Source organism: Martelella sp. FLE1502, assembly GCF_053484255.1.
Genome location: NZ_JBAKFQ010000004.1, coordinates 127,490 through 143,653, shown reverse-complemented (window position 1 = coordinate 143,653; position 16,164 = coordinate 127,490). Strand labels below are relative to the sequence as shown.

Annotated in this window: 17 protein-coding genes and 1 pseudogene; 7 read left to right on the top strand and 11 right to left on the bottom strand. The window is 63.2% G+C overall.

The genetic code is table 11. From position 1 onward, the window contains the following. Positions 1–106 precede the first annotated feature (106 nt). From V6767_RS05305 to V6767_RS05290, 4 genes are all read left to right on the top strand, one after another. On the top strand, positions 107–868 hold the full coding sequence (locus V6767_RS05305) for a phosphoribosylaminoimidazolesuccinocarboxamide synthase (protein WP_448472491.1): 762 nt from the start codon (positions 107–109) through the stop codon (positions 866–868). 30 nt (positions 869–898) lie between these two features. Further along, on the top strand, positions 899–1,141 hold the full coding sequence (gene purS / locus V6767_RS05300) for a phosphoribosylformylglycinamidine synthase subunit PurS (RefSeq protein ID WP_448472490.1): 243 nt from the start codon (positions 899–901) through the stop codon (positions 1,139–1,141). A gap of 11 nt (positions 1,142–1,152) precedes the next feature. Further along, positions 1,153–1,827, top strand: coding sequence for a phosphoribosylformylglycinamidine synthase subunit PurQ (gene purQ, locus V6767_RS05295; protein WP_448472489.1), 675 nt, complete (start codon positions 1,153–1,155; stop codon positions 1,825–1,827). A 103-nt stretch (positions 1,828–1,930) separates the two neighbouring features. Continuing rightward, positions 1,931–2,524, top strand: coding sequence for an acyloxyacyl hydrolase (locus V6767_RS05290; protein WP_448472488.1), 594 nt, complete (start codon positions 1,931–1,933; stop codon positions 2,522–2,524). 223 nt (positions 2,525–2,747) lie between these two features. On the opposite strand, the gene V6767_RS05285 is transcribed toward V6767_RS05290, so the two are convergent. Next, positions 2,748–3,164, bottom strand: a complete 417-nt coding sequence (locus tag V6767_RS05285) for a winged helix-turn-helix transcriptional regulator (protein WP_448472487.1) — start codon at positions 3,162–3,164, stop codon at positions 2,748–2,750. A 141-nt stretch (positions 3,165–3,305) separates the two neighbouring features. On the opposite strand from V6767_RS05285, the gene V6767_RS05280 reads away from it, so the two are divergent. Continuing rightward, the gene (locus tag V6767_RS05280; protein ID WP_448472486.1) at positions 3,306–4,193 is read left to right on the top strand and encodes an SDR family oxidoreductase; all 888 of its coding nucleotides are present in this window, start codon (positions 3,306–3,308) and stop codon (positions 4,191–4,193) included. Between the two features lie 12 nt (positions 4,194–4,205). On the opposite strand, the gene V6767_RS05275 is transcribed toward V6767_RS05280, so the two are convergent. After that, positions 4,206–4,958, bottom strand: a complete 753-nt coding sequence (locus V6767_RS05275; protein WP_448472485.1) for a pyridoxine 5'-phosphate synthase — start codon at positions 4,956–4,958, stop codon at positions 4,206–4,208. An 84-nt stretch (positions 4,959–5,042) separates the two neighbouring features. Then, positions 5,043–6,170 carry an ATP-dependent DNA helicase gene (locus V6767_RS05270; RefSeq protein ID WP_448432918.1) on the bottom strand — a complete coding sequence of 376 codons (1,128 nt, stop codon included), beginning with the start codon at positions 6,168–6,170 and terminating at the stop codon, positions 5,043–5,045. 133 nt (positions 6,171–6,303) lie between these two features. Here V6767_RS05270 and V6767_RS05265 point away from each other — a divergent pair, with 133 nt between their 5' ends. Together V6767_RS05265 and V6767_RS05260 are read left to right on the top strand one after the other, a co-directional pair. Beyond that, on the top strand, positions 6,304–6,693 hold the full coding sequence (locus V6767_RS05265; RefSeq protein WP_448472484.1) for a COG4315 family predicted lipoprotein: 390 nt from the start codon (positions 6,304–6,306) through the stop codon (positions 6,691–6,693). Further along, positions 6,593–7,186: pseudogene (locus V6767_RS05260) on the top strand (RNA polymerase sigma factor); the annotation flags it as partial. The gene V6767_RS05265 and the pseudogene V6767_RS05260, both read left to right, overlap by 101 nt. 12 nt (positions 7,187–7,198) lie before the next feature. Here the strand turns inward: V6767_RS05260 and V6767_RS05255 are convergent. From V6767_RS05255 to murQ, 8 genes are all read right to left on the bottom strand, one after another. Continuing rightward, positions 7,199–7,795, bottom strand: a complete 597-nt coding sequence (locus V6767_RS05255) for a LysE family translocator (protein ID WP_448472483.1) — start codon at positions 7,793–7,795, stop codon at positions 7,199–7,201. A gap of 63 nt (positions 7,796–7,858) precedes the next feature. Continuing rightward, a complete protein-coding gene (locus V6767_RS05250) occupies positions 7,859–8,986 on the bottom strand; it encodes an anhydro-N-acetylmuramic acid kinase (protein ID WP_448472482.1) in 1,128 nt (375 codons plus the stop codon). Further along, positions 8,986–9,990, bottom strand: coding sequence for a serine hydrolase domain-containing protein (locus V6767_RS05245; RefSeq protein WP_448472481.1), 1,005 nt, complete (start codon positions 9,988–9,990; stop codon positions 8,986–8,988). The genes V6767_RS05250 and V6767_RS05245 overlap by 1 nt, the downstream gene beginning before the upstream one ends. Further along, positions 9,987–11,726, bottom strand: coding sequence for an ABC transporter ATP-binding protein (locus tag V6767_RS05240; RefSeq protein ID WP_448472480.1), 1,740 nt, complete (start codon positions 11,724–11,726; stop codon positions 9,987–9,989). The genes V6767_RS05245 and V6767_RS05240 overlap by 4 nt, the downstream gene beginning before the upstream one ends. Next, positions 11,723–12,562: an ABC transporter permease gene (locus V6767_RS05235; protein WP_448472479.1), complete on the bottom strand. Its 840-nt coding sequence runs from the start codon at positions 12,560–12,562 to the stop codon at positions 11,723–11,725. Before V6767_RS05235 ends, V6767_RS05240 begins: the two co-directional genes overlap by 4 nt. Then, positions 12,562–13,521, bottom strand: a complete 960-nt coding sequence (locus tag V6767_RS05230; protein ID WP_448432925.1) for an ABC transporter permease — start codon at positions 13,519–13,521, stop codon at positions 12,562–12,564. The genes V6767_RS05235 and V6767_RS05230 overlap by 1 nt, the downstream gene beginning before the upstream one ends. A gap of 24 nt (positions 13,522–13,545) precedes the next feature. Next, entirely contained in the window at positions 13,546–15,057 is a 1,512-nt protein-coding gene (locus tag V6767_RS05225) for an ABC transporter substrate-binding protein (RefSeq protein WP_448472478.1), read from the bottom strand. Positions 15,058–15,110: 53 nt separating this feature from the next. Continuing rightward, positions 15,111–16,043 carry an N-acetylmuramic acid 6-phosphate etherase gene (murQ, locus tag V6767_RS05220; protein WP_448472477.1) on the bottom strand — a complete coding sequence of 311 codons (933 nt, stop codon included), beginning with the start codon at positions 16,041–16,043 and terminating at the stop codon, positions 15,111–15,113. Between the last annotated feature and the right edge of the window lie 121 nt (positions 16,044–16,164).

Genomic DNA, 16,164 nt, shown 5'->3' with positions numbered 1-16,164 from the left:
GCCTTGAAAAACACGTGGTTTTGATTGAGAAAGCGGCGCAAACTCGCTATTGCAGCGAAACTGATGATTTCAGCGCGCTTGGCGCGCCAACGTATACGAGACAGAGATGAGTCGCCGCCGCCGGGTTTATGAAGGCAAGGGTAAGGTCCTGTACGAGGGCCCCGAGCCCGGAACCCTGATCCAGTTCTTCAAGGACGACGCCAGCACCGAGCCGGGTGCGGGCGCCGACGTGATCGACGGAAAGGGCGTTCTGAACAACCGCATTTCGGAATATGTCTTCGGGCATCTGAACGCGATCGGAATTCCCACCCATTTCATCCGCCGCCTGAACATGCGCGAGCAGCTCGTGCGCGAGGTCGAAATGATCCCGCTGATCGTGACCGTGCGCAATATCGCCGCCGGCTCGCTGTCGCGCCGGCTCGGCATCGAGGAAGGCGTTCCCCTGCCCCGCTCGATCGTCGAGTTCAGCCTTAACTCCGACGAGCTCGGCAACCCGCTGGTGACCGAGGAACACATCACCGCCTTCGGCTGGGCGTCGCCGCCGGAGCTCGACGACATGATGGCGCTGGCGATCCGGATCAACGACTTCCTGTCCGGCCTGTTTCTGGGTGCGGGCATGCAGCTCGTCGATTTCAAGATCGAATGCGGCCGCCTTTTCGAGGGCGACATGATGCGCATCATCCTGGCCGACGAGATTTCCCCCGACAGCTGTCGCCTGATGGATCTGGCAACGCGCCAGCGTCTCGATTCGCGCGTCGAGGGCGGCGATGGCGTTGCCGCCAGCGCCTATTCCGAGGTCGCCCGCCGGCTCGGCATCATGAATGAGAACGAGCCGGCGCGCGCCGCCGGCCCCGTCCTGGTCAAGTAGAATTTTCGAACAGAAGCTGAGGTTAAGCCAGTGATCAACGCACGCGTCATCGTCACCTTGAAAAACGGCGTACTCGATCCGCAGGGAAAGGCGATCGAAGGCGCGCTGCATGGCCTGGGCTTCGATGGCCTTTCCGGCGCGCGCCAGGGCAAGGTCTTCGACCTCACGCTCGACACCGATGACCGCGCCAAGGCGGAAGCCGACGTCGCCGCGATGTGCGAGAAGCTGCTGGCCAATATGGTGATCGAAAACTACGCCATCGAGCTGAACTGATCGGGGTTGCCATGAAATCCGCTCTTATCCAGCTTCCCGGCCTCAACCGCGACCGGGACATGTTCGCAGCCCTGAGCCAGATTTCCGGTACCGATCCGGTCACCGTCTGGCAGACCGAGACCGAACTGCCGGATGTCGACCTGATCGTGATCCCCGGCGGCTTCTCCTATGGCGATTATCTGCGCTGCGGCGCGATCGCCGCTCGCATGCCGGTCATGCGCGCGGTTGCGGAAAAAGCGCGCGCGGGCGTGCGCGTCATCGGCGTCTGCAATGGTTTCCAGATCCTGCTCGAGGCCGGCCTTCTGCCCGGCGCGCTGATGCGCAATGCATCGCTGAAATTCGTCTGCCGCGAGGTCCGCCTGAAGGTCGCCAACAACCGCACGGTGTTCACCAGCGGCTATGCCGCCGGCGAAGTGATCCGCTGCCCGGTCGCCCATCATGACGGCAATTATTTCGCCGACGCCGACACCCTTGCGGCGCTGGAAGATCGCGGACAGGTGGCTTTCCGCTACGCGGAGGGCACCAATCCCAACGGCTCCGTCAACGATATCGCCGGCCTTGTCAACGAAGCCGGCAACGTGCTCGGCATGATGCCGCACCCCGAAAACCTGATCGAACCGGCCCATGGCGGCACCGACGGCCGTCGCCTTTTCGAGGCCGCGCTTGGACAGATTGAGGTGGCCTGAAACGGCGCACGTTTGGCTTGACCTGGACGTGAGAATGTTCAGTATTAGGAAAAAATAAGGCGGCGCGTGATTGCAGCCATATTGATTCGATTAGGTCGGCCCCATGCATGTGAACAGATTTTCGACGTCGGCGGCAGCAATTGCGTTTGCCCTGATCACCGCAACGACTGCCTCTGGCGCCGATATGAATGCCCCCAGCGTCTCGCCCGCGCCCGTTTCCAGCAACGGCATTTTCGATGAAGTCCGCTTCGAAGTGGCCGCCTCGCTCGGCGCCAAGTCGGATTTCGAAAGCGGCGTGTTCCTGATTCCGAGCGTGTTCTTCGATCCGCTGCACAGCGAAGGCCGGGAAGGATTCGACAAGGTTTTCCATCCTCGTTTCTTCCTGAGCGCCAGCATCTCGACCGACGACGAATCGTCGCAGATCATGGCGGGCGCGAGCTGGAAGTTTCCGCTGCTGGGACCGACCTTCGCCGATATCGGTTTCGGCGGCGCGCTGACCAACGCCGATATCAACGAGGGCGGTCGCGGACCGGGCGTCGGCTCGCACCTGCTATTTCACGAATATCTTGCGCTCGGCGTCAATCTCGATGAAAACTGGAGCCTGACGGCAACCGTGCGTCATTCTTCGAACGCCGAACTGGCCTCCCCCAACAGCGGCCTGACCTATGGCGGCATCGGGCTCGGCCGCAGCTTCTGATTCCGGTCTCCTCCGGCATTTCAAGGCAACTTCGGGTGCCGATGACAGTTGCGCGCTTCGTCCGGTAAGGGCAGAAATCCGCTTCGCCTTCAAATCGCCGGAAAATTAACCATATATGGGAACTAGACGGACACGGGCAGCGTTTCATGTCTATAAGTTCGTAAGTGACCCCCAAGTAAACGCCCCGGCACCCCCTGCTCCGGGGCGTTTATTTTTTGCCCTATCAAAAGATCAATTCGTTTTCGGCGCGATCGAATGCGCTACGCGCCTCGCTGATCTGCCTGTGGTTTTCCTTCGCCCAGGTGACCAGCAGCGAGAACGGTTCGAGAAACGACCGGCCCGTCTCCGTCAGTTCGTAGACCACCCTGGGCGGCTTGGTGGGAAAGACGGTGCGGGTGATATAGCCGTCGCGGTGAAGGTCTCTCAATGTCTTGGTGAGCATGCGTTGCGAGATGTCCGGCGTCATGCGCTTGAGCTCGGCAAAGCGCAGCGGTCCGCTCGAAAGCGCCATCAGCAGCAGGCTACTCCATTTTCCGGACACCTGGTTGAGCACATCGCGCACCGGGCAGTTCCCGGCCCCGTCATCAGAGATGATCTCGGCAAGCTGCGCGCGACTCCACAAGCGAAGATCGTCGGCCATTTCTTTCTCCCGGTCACAACCGTGTAACCACCGCACAAATAAAACCCGTCTTTACAACGACGACGGTCATATTAGATGGTTCATGGTCTCTTTTTGAGACTATAGTTCGTTCACAGCTTTACTCTAATCGGGATATCACACATGAACAACCCGACAATCCTCGTCACCGGCGCGTCCGGAAAGCTCGGCCGCGAAACGCTGGACTTTCTGCTGGCCTCCGGCAAGGACCCCGCCCGGATCATCGCCGCCACCCGCGACGTGACCAAGCTTGCCGACTATGCCGAGAAAGGCGTGGTGGTGCGGCACGCCGATTTCAATGCGCCCGAAACCCTGGGCCCCGCCTTCGAAGGGGCCGAGCGAGTGGCCGTCATCTCAACGGATGCCGTTTTCCCCGGGGTCGATCGGGTCGCCCAACACAGCGCTGCCGTCAACGCCGCCAAGGCGGCGGGCGTCCGTCAAATTATCTATACCTCGATGCCGGGCCCCGAGACCTCGCTGATCAGCTTCGCGGGCGATCATCTGGGCAGCGAGAAGGCGGTCAAGGAAAGCGGCCTCGACTACACCATCCTGCGCAACACCTGGTATCAGGAGAACCTTCTGATGAGCCTGCCGCAGGCGCTGGAGCACGGCGTGATCATGTCAGCGGCGGGCCAAGGCAAGCTCAGCTACATCGCCCACGAGGATTGCGCCCGGGCGCTGGCCGCGGCCCTGCTCGCGGAAACCGATGAGAGTGCGATCTACACGCTTGTCGGCCCCGAAGGCCACACAATCGAGGATGTTGCGGCGCTGGCGCGCGAATTCAGCGGCAAGCCGCTCGCGGTGCAGCATGTCGACAGCGCCGCGCTGCGCAAGACACTGGAAGGCGCGGGCCTGCCGCCCTTCCTCGTGGACATGCTCGTCAGCACGGACGACAACATCCGCGCCGGCAATTTCGACATCGTCAATGATGATTTCGAGCGCCTTACCGGTCGCCGGCCGAAGCCGCTCCGCGCCTTCTTCGAGGACAATCGCGACGCCCTGTCCGCCTGAAGCTGAGCCGTTTCAGACCGGCTCGCCACAGGCATGGCGGAAGCGTCGCACGCTCTCCGCCATGCCGTATTCGAGCGCGTCCGCGGTAAGGCCGTGGCCGATCGAGACCTCCGCCAGATCCGGAATCGCGGCCACAATCGGCGGCAGGTTGGCAACGGTCAGGTCGTGGCCGGCATTGACGCCGAGGCCGCGTTCGCCGGCGCGGCGGGCGGTGTCGCCCAGCTGCCTGGCCAGCGCGGCCTCCCTGTCGGGATCGTCGAAACACGCGCCATAGGGGCCGGTGTAAAGTTCGATCCGGTCCGCCCCGCTCTCGCGCGCCACGTCAAGCTCGGCGGCGGTCGCATCGCCGTCGGCGAACATCGAAACCCGGATATTCTTCTTCTTGAGCTTCTCGACCGACCTCTTCAGCAGGTCGCGATGCGCGGCGAATTTCCAGCCATGGTCGGAGGTTGCCTGGGCCGGGTCATCCGGCACCAGCGTCACCTGCTCGGGCTCGGTTTCCAGGCAGAGCCCGATAAAGAAATCGCTTGGATAGCCTTCGATATTGAATTCCGCCTGCGGGAACTCGTCATCAATCAGCGCCCGCAGCACCGGAAGATCGGAAAACCGGATATGGCGCTGGTCGGGGCGCGGATGCACCGTCAGGCCATGCGCGCCCGCTTCAAGGGCGATCCTGCCGAAATGGCGCACGCTGGGCCACGGCAGATCGCGCCGGTTGCGCAACTGGGCAATCGCATTCAGGTTAACGGAAAGCTTGGCGACCATGGCTCCCTCCAGATGTACCGCGCCGAAAGGCGCCTCGCCGTGTATGCGCCAAAGCGCGCCTTGCGGCAACACACGGTTGCGTCTTTACATGACGACGGTCAGTTTTTCGGCCGCCCGGGTGATCGCCGTATAGAGCCAGCGCTCCCGCGTATCGCGAAACGCCCAGCTTTCGTCGAACAGCACGACATTGTTCCATTGCGAGCCCTGCGCCTTGTGGACGGTCAGCGCATAGCCGTAGTCGAAATCATCATAGCGTTTTTTCGTCGACCACGGAATTTCGGTTTCGCTGTCCTCGAACGCCGCCTTCAGGAGCTTGATGCGAGATGCGCCGCGATCGGGATCGTCTTCCTCCGGGTTCACCAGCAGGTTGATGCCGGGTTTGACCGTTTCGCGCGAGGCGGACATCACCTTCCAGAGAGAGCCGTTGAGCAGGCCCTTCGCCGGATCGTTTCTCAGACACACCAGCTTGTCGCCGGCCTGCGGGTGGACCTGCGAAAAACCCTTCAGCTCGCGCAGCCGCTGGTTATAGCGCCGCCGTGTGCGGTTGGTGCCGACCAGAACCTGATCGGCCTCCAGCACCAGTTCCTGTGTCACGTCATGCTTGGAGATGACCTGCGCGAGGCCGTAATCGCCATAGCCGATCTCCTGACCCTCGCGCACCTTCATCGCAAGCTCGATGATCGGGTTGTCGCGGGCCTGGCGATGGATTTCGGTCAGCAGGTAATCGGGTTCGTGATTGGTGAAATAGCCGCCGCCAGAAACCGGCGGCAACTGACCGGGATCGCCGAGCACCAGAACAGGCGTGCCGAAGGAGACAAGATCCTGACCGAGCTTCTCATCGACCATCGAACATTCGTCGATGATGATAAGCGCCGCCTTGGCGAGCGGGCTCTGGCGATTGAGGGTGAACATCGGCGACACAGAGGTCTTGCCGGTCTCCTCGTCCTCGATCATCTCCTCGCCCTTGGGGCGATAGATCAGCGAATGGATGGTGCGGGCATTGGTGGCCCCGCGCGAGCGCAGCACCTGCGCCGCCTTGCCGGTGAAGGCGGCAAACAGCACCTCGCCATCGACATGTTCGGCAAAATAGCGCGCCAACGTGGTCTTGCCGGTTCCGGCGAAACCGAAAAGGCGGAACACCGGCGCCCGGCCCTCTTTCAGCCAGCGGGCCACCGCCTGTAACGCTTCATCCTGTTGCGGCGAAAAATCCATGGGCGTGAATTGGCAGGATTCGCCGCCGCTCGGCAACAAAAAATCGCATCGCACGGGAATAAACCGCCGCGCTGAGGTGTCTATGGCACGTAACCACCGCAATCTGCGGTTATAACGACACGGAACGACAACCATGATGAAGAAGACACCGATACTCGCAGCCGTCGCCCTTGCAGCCTTTGCCGGGATGGCCCATGCGGGCACCACCACCTTCCAGGCGATGAACACGCCGGACGGCCCGGTTCTTGCCGGACAGAACGGCCAGACGCTCTACACCTATGACAAGGACGCAAACCACCAATCCGTTTGCTACGGTAGCTGCGCCAAGGAATGGCCCCCATATCTCGCCAACTCATCCGCGCAACCGTTCGCACATTACAGCTTTGTGGTGCGCAAGGATGGCCAGAGACAGTGGGCATTGAATGGCGAACCCCTCTACTTCCGCTCTGCGGACAAGAAATCCGGCGACATCACCGGCCAGAACGCCGATCACGGCAACTGGCAGGTGGCGCGCCCGGCATGATCGCGCCGGAACGGCGCAGCGTCCTTGCGAGGCTGCGCCGTCGCGCACCGCATTCGAGACTCAGTTGCTCGAGCAACTGCCGAAGCTTCGCCGCATGGCCGGCGCTTTGGCCGGATCGGTGGCGGACGGCGACGATCTTTTGCAGAATACGCTCATGGTCGCCTTCGAGCGCCGGGACCAGTGGCGCGGCGAAAATCTCGGCGGCTGGCTTTATGCGATCATGCGCCACATCGACGCCAACCGCCGCCGCCATGAGCGCGTGCTGCCGATGATGGTTCTGAACGAGGATTGCGGCCTTGCCGAGAATTCGACAGAGGCCATCGAGATCGACCGGCTCGGCGTCGAGGCCGCGCTCGACGCGCTCGAACCCGACTTCCGCGCCATCGTGATCCTCAGGGATATCGAGGGCTACGGTTACGAGGAGATCGCGGAAAGGCTTGGCATTCCGCTCGGCACGGTGATGTCGCGCCTGTCGCGGGCGCGCCGCAGGCTGGCGACCACGCTATCAGGCGAGCATCGGCCAGAGGCTTGCGACCAGCACGATCGCCATGGCGATATTGAACCATCTGAGCCGGTTTCCCACGGACAGCCAGTCACGCAGCCCCGCGCCGAACCCGCCCCAGATCGAAAGGCTCGGCACCGACACCAAGCCGAACATGCCTGACACCAGCGCAACCGAAAACGCATAGTCTTCCGGATAGGTATAGACCGATATCGCCGTCAGCGACATGATCCAGGCCTTCGGGTTGACCCACTGAAAAGCGGCGGCCTGAAGGAAGGTCAGAGGCCTTCCGGAAACCGTCCGGCCCGAATCCATCTGCCTTGTATTGGCGATCTTCCAGGCGATCCAGACAAGATACGCGCCGCCGGCGACCTTGGCGACGATCAGAAGGCTCGGAAAAGCGGCGACGACCGCGCCGAGCCCGGCGCCGATCGAGGCCAGCAGCACCATGAAGCCGATCACGACGCCGGCCATATGCGGGATCGTGCGGAGAAAGCCGAAATTGACCGTCGACGCAAACACCATGAAATTATTCGGCCCCGGCGTAAACGAGGCCGCAACCGCGAAACCGAACAGGGCCAGCAATGTTTCATGGGTCATAGTCCCGGTCCCTCCCCGGCTTGGCGAAACGAATCGCAACCGCGAGAATGCACCGGCTCACCGCTATCCGGCAAGTCGCCCGCCCATCATCGGCTGTGGCACGCCGGTGGTTGTCGGGAAGCTGATCGGGAGACCGCGCAGCGTCCGCGCCGCCAGAAACGCGAAGCACTCGGCCTCGATCGCATCGCCGCGCCAGCCGACCGCTTCCGCGGGGACCGCCTCGACGCCGGCGCGCGCGCCGAGCATCTGCATGATCGCCGGGTTGCGCCGCCCGCCGCCGCAGACGATCAGGCGCTTCGGACGCACCGGTAAAAGGTCGAGCGCCTTGCCAACGGCGGCGGCGGTGAAGGCAGTCAGGGTTGCCGCGCCTGTCGCGGGATCGAGGCCATCGGCCATTTCCGCGGTGAAATCAAACCGGTCGAGGGATTTCGGATAAGGCGCGGAAAGATAGGGATGTTCGAGCAGTCGCCACAGACGTTCCTCATCGACGGTTCCGGAAAGCGCCAGCTTGCCGTCGCGGTCCATCTCGCCGAGGCCGTTTGCCTTCATGAAATCGTTGAGGGGGGCGTTGGCCGGACCGGTGTCGAAGGCGATCAGCCGGTCGCCGCCATCCCATGACGTGACATTGGCGACGCCGCCGAGATTGAGCACGGCCGTCTCGCCGGAGGTATCGAGACCGCGCAGCAGGGCCTGATGATAGCTGGCCGAAAGCGGCGCGCCCTGCCCGCCGGCGCGGATATCGGCGGTGCGGAAATCATAGGCGACCTTGCAGCCGAGCAGGTCGTGCATCAGCGCGCCATCGCCGAGCTGGCGGGTATCGCCGATCCGCGTCTTCGTCGGCGCGCGGTGCAGCACCGACTGGCCGTGAAAGCCGACGACGCCGATATCGGCCATGGTCAGCCCTTCCGCTTCCACCAGCGCCTTCACGGCAGCGGATTGCGCGCGGGTCAGAACCTCTTCGGCCTTTGCGAAGATAGCAGGCTCCGGCCCCTCGAAATTCCATTTGCGAGCGACGGCGAGCGTTTCTTCCAGCAGGTCGCGGGTCGATTGCGGATAGGGCGCCAGGGTATAGGCGCCGAATCGCTCGACGCTGACGCCATCGGTCTTCAGCATCGCGACGTCGATGTTGCCGTCGAGCACGGTGCCCGTCATCAGGCCCACGGCCCAAACCGGTTTGAAATCCTCGGCCATCATTCGGCTCCGTTTATGAAATCGCTGACGGCGCGGCGTAGCGCCATGATGCCGCTGTCGAAATGGCGGCTGGGGTGAACGCGGTTGGTGAGCAGCGTCCAGGCATGGCCGCGCTCGAAATCCACGCAGAGCGAGGTGCCGGTGAAGCCGGTATGGCCGATGGTATCGGAGGAGCAGAGCGCGCCGCCGTGCCAGCCCTCATAGGGCCGCTCCCAGCCATGGGTGCGGCGCTCGGACAATGGCTCCCGCATCAGCTTGACCGCCGCATCGCCCTCGGCGTCGCGCTCCAGCAAGTCGTGAGCGAAACCCAGGACGGCATCGACTTGGCCGAACAGTCCGGCATGACCGGACCCCTGAAGGGCGTAGCAATTCTCGTCATGCACCTCGCCCGCCATCACCCGGCCGCGCCATGTGCAGCGCTCGGTCGCGGCCGTTTGCTCCGGCGCGGCGGACCAGGCGAATCCGGGCCCCGGATCGAGTTCACGGATCGTCTTGCCGGACAGCCGTTCCAGCGCGATGCCGAGCAGGATGTAGTTGATATCGGAATAGACCGGCGTCTCCACCCGCTTCCATTCCCGTTGCAGCACGAAGGCCCGCAGACGATCGGGATCGCCGCCATAGGTGTAGATCGGCTCGACCGCGGGGAAATGCGTCTGGTGGCCGAGGCACTGGCGGAAGGTTACCTGCCGCTCCCAGCAGTTCGGGTCATATTGCCGGAAATCCGGGATGACGGCGGTGAGCGGCGCGTCGAGATCGATCTCTCCGGCTTCCGCAAGCGCCAGAGTGCGCGATGTGGTGAAGATCACCTTGGTGAGCGAGGCGAGATCGAACCAGGTATCGATGGCCATCGGGCGTTCTTCCGGCACGATCGCCGCCTTGCCGACGGCCCGAGTCAGCCGGTTGCCCTCGTGATCCACCACGCCCAGCACGCCGCCGGGAATGCGCCCTTCGGCAATGGATTGCTCAAGTGCTGCAAACGCCTTGTCGAAACCGGTCTCGTTCATGCTTCGGCCCTCGCCAGATGATCATCGCCATAAGATACCCAATCCGCCTGCGCCGGCTCATAGCCCGCCGGGCGCACCAGCGAGGGAACCTCGGTGGTGTCGAGCCGGTAGTCCTGGTGGCGGCGATCGATGCTCGGCACCGCCGAGATCAGCCTTTTGGTGTAGGAATGCCGCGGATCGGCGAGCACGGAACGGGCATTGCCGATCTCCACGATCTGACCGGCATAGACGACGGCGATGCGGTGCGCGATGCGTTCGACCACGGCCATGTCGTGGGTGACGAACAGGTAGGAGAGGTTCATGTCGCGCTGCAGCTCGGTCAAGAGTTCCAGCACCATGGCCTGCACCGAGACATCGAGGGCGGAAACCGCCTCATCGAGCACCACCACGGAGGGCTTCAGCATCAGCGCGCGGGCGATGCAGAGCCGCTGACGCTGGCCGCCGGAGAATTCGTGAGGATAGCGGGTCAGCGCGTTTTCCGGCAGGCCGACGCGTTTCAGCAGTTCGGCCATGCGAGCGCGGGTCTCGGCATTCAGCCTTCCTCCGGTGGCAATCACCGGCTCGGCGAGGATGCTGTCGACGCGCAGGCGCGGATTGAGCGAGGCGTAGGGGTTCTGGAACACCATCTGGATCGGATCGCCATGGGCGGCGACCGAACCGCCCTCGCCTAAAGCGAAATTGCCGCGCGTCGGCTTGGTGAGCCCCATGATGGCGCGGGCGGTGGTAGATTTGCCGGAACCGCTTTCGCCGACGATACCCAGCGTCTCGCCCGGCATCAGGTCGAAATCGACGCCATCGACGGCGTGAACGGCACCCGTCTGCCGCTTGAAAAATCCGGAGGCGACGGGAAAACGCACGGTCAGGTTCTCGACGGCAAGCGCCGGCTTCGTGTCAGGTTTGCGTGTGAAATCGCCGCGCACCGCGCGCCCTTCGGCAAAATGCGGCACCGCCTTTAAGAGATGCTGCGTATAGGCATGCTGCGGGTTGTCGAGAACCGTGTCGGTCTCGCCCTGCTCCACCACTTCGCCGGCCTGCATCACCATCACCTTGTCGGCAATGCCGGCGACGAGACCGATATCGTGGGTGATGAAGATCAGGCCCATATCGCTCTCGCGCTTCAGTTCGGTGAGCAGCGCCAGGATCTGCGCCTGCACCGTAACATCCAGCGCCGTCGTCGGCTCGTCGGCGATCAGCAGACGCGGATTGCAGGACAGCGCGGTTGCGATCATCACCCGCTGCAGCATGCCGCCGGAAAGCTGATGCGGATGGTATTTCAGCCGTCGCGCCGCATCCGGGATACGGACCCGCTCCAGCGCCTCGCGCGCGGCATTCATCGCCTGCTTGCCGGTGAGACCGTGATGCAGGCGGAAGCTTTCCGCGATCTGCTCGCCGATGGTGTGGACCGGGTTCAGCGAGGTCATCGGCTCCTGAAAGATCATGCCGATCTCGCGGCCGCGAATGCCGGTCAGGCGCTTCTCGGGCAGGCGCGCGAGATCGACGGTGTTGCCGTCCGACAGCGTGTAATCGATCCGCCCGCCGGTGATCTTGCCGCCGCCGAAATCGACAAGTCGGTTGAGGCAGAGCGAGGTGACGGATTTGCCCGAACCGCTTTCACCGACGATCGCCATGGTCTCGCCGGCGGCAAGATCGAAGCTGACGCCGCGTACGACCTCGTTCTTCTCCGGGTTCTTGCCGAAGCCAACGCGGAGATCGGAGACGGTAAGGAGCTTGCTCATGCCTCTGCCCTCCTGGAACGGGGATCGAGAATGTCGCGCAGCGCATCGCCCAGAAGGTTGAAGCCGAGAATGCCGAGCATGATCGCAAGCGCCGGGAAGATCAGCAGCCAGGGCGCCATCTCCATCAGGTTGCGCGCCTCGCTCAGCATCAGGCCGAGGGAGGCCTGCGGCGGCTGGGTGCCGAGGCCGAGGAAGGAAAGCCCCGCCTCCGTCAGAAGCGCCCAGGCGAGCGCCAGCGTGACCTGCACGGTGAGCGGCGCGACCAGATTGAGCAGCATGTGACGCGACAGGATGTAGGAACGCGAGGAACCGAAGGTGCGGGCGGCATCGACGAATTCGCGGGTTTTCAGCGACAACGCCGGCCCGCGCACCACGCGGGTGAAGATCGGCGTGTAGACGAAGGCGATCGCCATCACGCTGGTCCATGTGCCGGGGCCGACAATGGTGATGATCAGGAGCGCCAGCAGGATCGCCGGAAACGCCAGCAGCACATCCATCAGCCGCATGATCGCGCCGTCCCAGTTTCCGCCGAACCATGCGGCGGCAAGGCCGAGCACGATGCCGGCGATCGTTGCCAGCGCCACGGAGGAGAACGACACGATGAAGGACTGTGCGATGCCGATCATCAGCCGGCTTGCGACATCGCGGCCAAGCAGGTCCGTGCCCATCCAGTAGGTCGCCGATGGCGCATGCAGACGGTCGATGCGGAACTGCGTCAGCGGATCGTGAGGAGTCAGGCCGACAAGGCCGAGGATCGCGATCACGATATAGAGCCCGACGATCGCGCCGCCGATGCGGCCGCTCGGATGGGCGAAGATGGAACGAATGAGAGCCATCACTGCGCTCCCAGCCGGATACGCGGATCGAGCGCCGCATAGGCGAGATCGACCAGCAGATTGACGATCATGAAATTGAGCGCGATGAACAGCACGCTGCCCTGCACCAGCGCATAGTCGCGCTGCAAAATGGCGTCGAGCACCGTGCGCCCCAGCCCCGGCAGCGCGAACACCTGTTCCACGATCACCGCGCCGCCCAGAAGGTAGCCGAACTCGACGCCGGAGACGGTGACCACCGGGATCAGCGCATTCGGCAGCGCATGATGCCAGATCACCTGACGCTGCGGCACGCCCTTGGCGCGGGCGGTGCGCACATAGTCGTCGGAGAGAATATCGAGCATGGCGGAGCGCGAGATGCGAGTCACGGCGGCGGCGAAGGCGAAGCCGAGGGTGAGCGCCGGCAGGATCATCTGCGCGAGGTTCTTCAGTGGGTCTTCGAACAGAGGCGTGAAGGTGCCCATGGCGGGCAGCACGCCGAACCAGACGGAGAGCGCGTAGATCGCGAGCAGCGCGACCACGAAGCTCGGCGTCGACTGGCCGATCATCGCGACGACGCGGACAATCAGATCGGAGGGTTTTTCGGCATGGGTCGCGGCATAGATGCCGGCGGGCAGGCCAATGGCGAGCGCGACAATCATCGACAGGAGCGCCAGTTCCAGCGTCAGAGGAAACACCCGGAGGATGACGTCCAGCACCGGCTTTCCATATGTGACCGAGATGCCGAGATCGCCGTGCAGCACGCCGCCGAGCCAGTGCCAGTATTGGCCGAACCAGCTCTGGTCCATGCCGAAATAGGTTTCAAGCGCTGCCCGCTGGGCCGGCGTCAGCAGGCCGGCCTCGGTCCCCAGCATCGCCGTGATGGCGTCGCCGGGAACCAGCCTGATCGAGATGAACACGAGGACCGACACCCCGAGCATGACCAGAGGAAAGGTCACCAGTCTTCGGGTCAGATAGTTCATGGGGCGTTGACCTCGCGTCCTTGCTTATTCGCCGATGGTGACGGCGGTGAGGCCGAAGAGCGAGCCGGTCGGCGTCGCCTCGAAGCCCTTCACCTTGTCGGTGCTGGCGGTGTAGCTGTAACCGGTATAGAGCCAGACCCAGGGCGAAACCTCGGTGATGTGCCTGGAGAACTCCGCGAAGATTTCCTTGCGCTTGGCCGGATCGGTTTCCACGCGACCTTCATTCATCAGCGTATCAAGCTCGTCGTCGATATAATGGGCGACGTGGTTGAGGTTGCCGTCCTTGGTCCAGTAGCGGTTATACATGGTGTAGGGATCGGTACGACCGCCGTTGAGCGCCACGGCCATGTCGAAATCGCCCTTCAGCCAGCGGTCGATATAGACGTTCAGCTCCATCATCTCGATCTCGAGATCGATGCCGATTTCGGCAAGCTGCGACTGGATGACCTGGGCTTCCGCGGCAGCCGTCGGCGGCTCGCCGGTTGCGGCCATCACCTTGGCGGAGAAGCCGTCCGCATAGCCGGCCTCTTCCATCAAAGCCTTGGCCTTGTCGAGATCCTGCGTGTAGCAGAACAGTTCGGAGGGGTCGGTGGCGAAGGCCGGCATGGTCAGCGGGCCGGTTACCTCGCCCTCGCCCAGAAGCGCGGCATCGAGCACGTCCTGCCGGTCGATCGCGCAGGAGATCGCCTGGCGGACCTTCAGCTCCTTCATCGCGCCTTCCTCGGCATTGAGCTGAAGCACGTGATAGGACAGCACCGGCTCGCGATCGAGCGTGAGGCCGGGGTTGGAGGGCACAAGGGTCGCGACCAGCGGATCGTTGATCAGCGCGAAATCGACCTGACCGGTGCGCAGCGACGCGAGGATCGCGGTCTCGTCCGGAAGGACCGAGATATCGAGCCCGTCGATAGCGAGTTCGCCGCCGGCCCAGTTTTCATTGGCCGTCAGCGTCTCGCTGGAATTAGGCTCCCAGTTGTCCAGTACGAAGGGGCCGGAACCAAGCGTCTCCGTGCCAAGCGTGCCGGCCTCGATCGCCGAAGCGGGCACGATCGCCGCGTTGATCGACGACATCGCCGTCAGCAGCGGCACGTCCGGCTGCGACAGGTTGAAGACGACGGTTTCATCGTCCGGCGTATCGATGCTTTCAATCGACAGGAAGTTGGAGCGGGCCGAAGCACTGGTGGCCTCATCCAGAATGCGTTCGAACGACGCTTTCACATCCGCCGGCATCACCTTGTCGCTATTGGAGAATTTTGCATTCGGATCGAGCTTGAAGGTGAGCGTCTTGCCATCCTCGGAGAATTCCCAGGAGGCGGCGATGGCCGGCACCACGTTCAGTTCGGCATCGGTGCGCACCAGCGGCTCGTAGACGAGTTCCAGCAGGCGGATCGACGCGAAGGCGGTCTGCTTGTGCGGATCGAGGCCGGTCGCATCCTGCGACCACGCCATTTTCAGTGTCTCCGCCGAAGCCGGCGCCGCAGCGAGCGCGGCGGCAATCGCCAGCGCCGATGCAATCGTCTTGATTTGAACTCTTCCCATAACCAATTCCCTCGAGATGATGATTGTTGCCGGTCGTCGCGACCGGAGCGACTTCAGTCTTCGCGGCCTTGCGCCGTCTTCTGGTTGATAGCCTTGCGCAGATAGCCGCCCGATTTCGTCAGAAGATCGCGGCCTTCCTGCAATTCCATATCGGTCAGCGCCAGCAATATGGCGAGCTTGACGTCATTTCCGGTTTTCTCAAGCAGCGCCGCCGCCTCTTCCGCGTCGATGCCGGAAGCCTCCATGACGATGCGCACCGCGCGGGCGTAAAGCTTGGCGTTGCTGACAGTCACATCGACCATCAGGTTCTGGTAGACCTTGCCGATACGGATCATGCTGGCCGTGCTCAGCATATTGAGCACGAGCTTCTGCGCCGTTCCGGATTTCAGGCGGGTGGAGCCGGTCAGGACCTCGGGCCCGACGACGGGCGCGATCGAGATTTCGGCGATGGCCGCAATCGCAGAAGACGGATTGCAGGAGAGCGCGACCGTGCCGGCACCAATCTCCCGAGCATATTCAAGCGCGCCGATCACATAGGGCGTGCGGCCGCTGACGGCGATGCCGACCACGACATCGCGCTTCGAAAGATTGACGGCCTCAAGATCGGCGCGTCCCAAAGCAGGGTCATCCTCCGCGCCCTCGACGGCGGTGGTGAGCGCCGCATTGCCGCCGGCGATCAGGCCGACCACCATGCCCGGCGGAACCGAGAAAGTCGGCGGACATTCGGAGGCATCAAGCACGCCGAGCCGACCGCTGGTGCCGGCGCCGATATAGATCAGCCGTCCGCCGGCATTGAAGGCGGCAACGATGCGATCGACCGCCGCCGTGATCGGCGCGATCTCGCGGGCGACCGCGCCGGAGACCAGTCCGTCCTCGGCATTGATGGTTTCCAGGATCTCGCGCGTGCTCAAGAGGTCAAGCTCAACGCTTTTCGGGTTGCGCCCTTCGGAGACCAGTTTGTCGAGCTCGCCATTTAACAGATTCACGTTGGAATTCCCCTGCCCTTCAAGGCTTGCCGGTGAACGAATCCTCAGCAGCAGCCTTCTATCTTGCCCAAAGGCTATAATCGAGAATTCCAACTGTCAAATAATATCGCGAATAATTTAT

What these genes read in the sequence shown, in the direction of transcription:
- V6767_RS05305 (WP_448472491.1), top strand. Translation starts at nt 107, where the DNA reads ATGAGTCGCCGCCGCCGGGTTTATGAAGGCAAGGGTAAGGTCCTGTAC.
- purQ (WP_448472489.1), top strand. Translation starts at nt 1,153, where the DNA reads ATGAAATCCGCTCTTATCCAGCTTCCCGGCCTCAACCGCGACCGGGAC.
- V6767_RS05290 (WP_448472488.1), top strand. Translation starts at nt 1,931, where the DNA reads ATGCATGTGAACAGATTTTCGACGTCGGCGGCAGCAATTGCGTTTGCC.
- V6767_RS05285 (WP_448472487.1), bottom strand. Translation starts at nt 3,164, where the DNA reads ATGGCCGACGATCTTCGCTTGTGGAGTCGCGCGCAGCTTGCCGAGATC.
- V6767_RS05280 (WP_448472486.1), top strand. Translation starts at nt 3,306, where the DNA reads ATGAACAACCCGACAATCCTCGTCACCGGCGCGTCCGGAAAGCTCGGC.
- V6767_RS05275 (WP_448472485.1), bottom strand. Translation starts at nt 4,958, where the DNA reads ATGGTCGCCAAGCTTTCCGTTAACCTGAATGCGATTGCCCAGTTGCGC.
- V6767_RS05270 (WP_448432918.1), bottom strand. Translation starts at nt 6,170, where the DNA reads ATGGATTTTTCGCCGCAACAGGATGAAGCGTTACAGGCGGTGGCCCGC.
- V6767_RS05265 (WP_448472484.1), top strand. Translation starts at nt 6,304, where the DNA reads ATGATGAAGAAGACACCGATACTCGCAGCCGTCGCCCTTGCAGCCTTT.
- V6767_RS05255 (WP_448472483.1), bottom strand. Translation starts at nt 7,795, where the DNA reads ATGACCCATGAAACATTGCTGGCCCTGTTCGGTTTCGCGGTTGCGGCC.
- V6767_RS05250 (WP_448472482.1), bottom strand. Translation starts at nt 8,986, where the DNA reads ATGGCCGAGGATTTCAAACCGGTTTGGGCCGTGGGCCTGATGACGGGC.
- V6767_RS05245 (WP_448472481.1), bottom strand. Translation starts at nt 9,990, where the DNA reads ATGAACGAGACCGGTTTCGACAAGGCGTTTGCAGCACTTGAGCAATCC.
- V6767_RS05240 (WP_448472480.1), bottom strand. Translation starts at nt 11,726, where the DNA reads ATGAGCAAGCTCCTTACCGTCTCCGATCTCCGCGTTGGCTTCGGCAAG.
- V6767_RS05235 (WP_448472479.1), bottom strand. Translation starts at nt 12,562, where the DNA reads ATGGCTCTCATTCGTTCCATCTTCGCCCATCCGAGCGGCCGCATCGGC.
- V6767_RS05230 (WP_448432925.1), bottom strand. Translation starts at nt 13,521, where the DNA reads ATGAACTATCTGACCCGAAGACTGGTGACCTTTCCTCTGGTCATGCTC.
- V6767_RS05225 (WP_448472478.1), bottom strand. Translation starts at nt 15,057, where the DNA reads ATGGGAAGAGTTCAAATCAAGACGATTGCATCGGCGCTGGCGATTGCC.